Origin of the sequence: Pseudorhodobacter sp. (genome assembly GCF_030452865.1) — a bacterium.
In the GTDB taxonomy this organism is placed as follows: Bacteria; Pseudomonadota; Alphaproteobacteria; order Rhodobacterales; family Rhodobacteraceae; genus Pseudorhodobacter.
Window position 1 is genome coordinate 1 of record NZ_JAKDLJ010000463.1, and the last position, 2,574, is coordinate 2,574.

Here is a 2,574-nt window from a genome sequence, read left to right on the forward strand (position 1 = left end):
CAGTGCCTTTTGACCGTAGCGCGTTGTTCTTACCGAGATATTCAATGCCTGCCGTACTGCGGAATCGCGGCCGTCCGCCCCGATCAGGAGCCGGGCGCGCCATGTGCCGCCGTCGGACAGACCGACAAGCGCCTCGGTTTCCCGTGTCAGGATGCTGGTGGTGGAGACGCCGGGAAAAAATGTCGCATTGGGGAGCGCATTAATCTGCGCAAGCATTTCACGCCGCAGCAGCCAGTTGGGCAGGTTGTAGCCGAACGGTTGATCCGACAGGTCCGCGGCATCGAAATCGCGGCTCAGGCGTGCCTCCCCCACCGCGCCGCCGGCATCGACGATGCGCATGATCTGCAAGGCGGCGGCATGGGGGGAAAGCCGGTCCCAAAGTCCGATCTGGCGCAGCAGGTCGATGGAGGGCGTCAGAAACGCGGTGCTGCGCAGATCGGCCCCTGCGGCATTGCTGTTGGTGATCGGTGGCGCCGGATCAACACACAGGACAGAAAACCCGGCGCTGGCAAAAGAGACGGTTGCGCAAAGCCCGGCCACGCCACCGCCGGAAATCAGGATATCAATGGCTTGCCGTGTCATGTCTGGGTTCCCTTTGCGCGGAAGCATAGGGCGCATCGCGCGCCGGGCCAAGACGTGTCAGCCGCGAGTGATCAGCAGCAGGCAGGTAAAAACGACAGGCACCAGCGCCAATGCGGACAGGGCGAGTGCCACTATGCCCCAAGTCTTGACCGCCAACACCAGCGCGGTCAGCAGGATCACCAGCGCGTAATAGATGCTGTCTGGTTCGCGCGCGATATCGCGCCAGACGGTGCCGAGAATTGGCAATTGATGGATCAACCGGGGTCGATGCGGCTGGCGAAGCGTTTGGCTGAACATGTGCGTCCTCCTGTTTTCCGGGAATTAGCGCAAAGACGGCCGTAGGTGAATGCCGCGTCTTGACGCGGGGTGGCATCGTGCCGCAGTCAGCGCCAAAGCCGCGCCAGAAATCCCGCCAGATCATCCGTGTGATAGTGGATATGTGGCTTTGGCACCGGTTCGGGCGCGACATGGACGGTGCGCATCCCCATTTCATGCGGGGCGGCAAGGTTGCGGGGGTCATCCTCAAACATAGCGGCGCGGGCAGGGTCTATGCCGTCGTTTGCGAAAATCATTTCGAACGCCCCCCGTTCTGGCTTGGGGCGGAACCCTGCGTTTTCAACGCCGTAAACCGCGTCAAACAGGTTGGAAAGCCCGCGCGCCGCCAGCACCCTTTCGGCATAGGGGGCGGAACCGTTGGTGTAAACGATGCGACGCCCCGGCAAGGCGCGGATTTGTGCGGCGAGCGCCGGGTCCGGCGTCAGATGCTCCAGCGAAATCTCATGTACATCCGTCAGATAGGGCGCAGGGTCTACGCCGTGTTCCTGCATCAATCCGGCGAGCGTGGTGCCGTAGCTTGCCCAATAGTGGCGGCGCAGGCGATCCGCCTCTGTCCGGTCAACGCGCAGCGTTTGCATCACCCACGCCGTCATCCGCACCTCGATCTGATCGAACAGACGGGCGGAGGGGTGGTAAAGCGTGTTGTCCAGATCAAAGACCCAGGCGCGGACATGCGAGAATTCGGTTCTGACAGGATCGTTCAGCATGGTGCCACGCTACGGCGACCGGGCCCTAGTTGCAATGCGATTGCGGTTGAGGTGCGGACGCCGCCCCGTTAGTCTTTGCGGCGTTGACCCGAGAAAGGCACCGGCGTGCAAAAAGATGCTTATCCCCTGATCCTTGAGGCGATTGACGCAGGGATATTCAAACCCGGCGACCGCCTTGTCGAATCGGAACTGGCGGAGCGTTTTGGCGTCTCGCGCACGCCGGTCCGCGAAGCGTTGCAGCGGCTGGAGACGCAATCCATGCTGACGCGGGATGGGCGCAGCCTGATTGTCGCCTCGCTCGATCACAACCAACTGGCTGAACTTTACGCCGTGCGGACGGAGTTGGAGGGGCTTGCTGCCCGCCTCGCCGCCCGCCACGCAACGGAGGAGGAAATCCGGGTTCTGCGCGGCATGGCGCAGGATGATCTGGCACTTCTGGGGGGCGATCCGCGCGCGCTCAGCCGTGCGAACAAGCGGTTTCACAAGCAGATCCATCTCGCCTCGCACAATCGGTTTCTGGTGCAGCAGCTTGATCTTGTGCATCGGTCGATGGCCCTGATGGCGACCACCTCCTTTGCCGCCGAAGGGCGCGATTCGGTTGGTTTGGCGGAACACGATGCTATCGTTTCGGCGATAGAGGCGCGCGATGGGGAAGCCGCCTATCAGGCATTGCGCGGCCACATCTCCAAAGCGTTTGAGACACGGTTGCGGATCGACGCGGGAGAGTTGAAAACGCGGTAACGGTCACACCTCATCTGTGGTGTCAAAATGGCCGTGGCTCGTCTTGTCCCAATAGAAGGGCTTTGCCACCAACTCCCAAGCAGCCTTGTAAGAGGCAAGCGCGCCGAGCGGAAAGTAGAAATGCAGGCTGGGCACCCAAAGCAGGCTCAGCTTATGATCCGTTCGACGCAACCCCATGATATTGAGCGTGATATTTATTACTTCCGTC

General features: G+C 61.7%; 5 protein-coding genes. 1 reads left to right on the forward strand and 4 read right to left on the reverse strand.

Features of this window, described 5'->3' with window-relative positions; genetic code table 11:
• The 3 genes from L0H65_RS18075 to L0H65_RS18085 all read right to left on the reverse strand — a co-directional run.
• The coding region (locus tag L0H65_RS18075; RefSeq protein ID WP_301460600.1) for an FAD-dependent monooxygenase at positions 1-582 on the reverse strand (582 nt) is incomplete at its 3' end.
• A gap of 57 nt (positions 583-639) precedes the next feature.
• Complete coding sequence (locus L0H65_RS18080) at positions 640-879, reverse strand: hypothetical protein (RefSeq protein ID WP_301460601.1); 240 nt, start codon at positions 877-879, stop codon at positions 640-642.
• Between the two features lie 86 nt (positions 880-965).
• Positions 966-1,625 carry a pyrimidine 5'-nucleotidase gene (locus tag L0H65_RS18085; RefSeq protein ID WP_301460602.1) on the reverse strand — a complete coding sequence of 220 codons (660 nt, stop codon included), beginning with the start codon at positions 1,623-1,625 and terminating at the stop codon, positions 966-968.
• A gap of 105 nt (positions 1,626-1,730) precedes the next feature.
• On the opposite strand from L0H65_RS18085, the gene L0H65_RS18090 reads away from it, so the two are divergent.
• Positions 1,731-2,366, forward strand: coding sequence for a GntR family transcriptional regulator (locus L0H65_RS18090; protein ID WP_301460603.1), 636 nt, complete (start codon positions 1,731-1,733; stop codon positions 2,364-2,366).
• 3 nt (positions 2,367-2,369) lie between these two features.
• Here the strand turns inward: L0H65_RS18090 and L0H65_RS18095 are convergent.
• A partial coding sequence (locus tag L0H65_RS18095) for a hypothetical protein (protein WP_301460604.1) occupies positions 2,370-2,574 on the reverse strand: 205 nt, incomplete at its 5' end.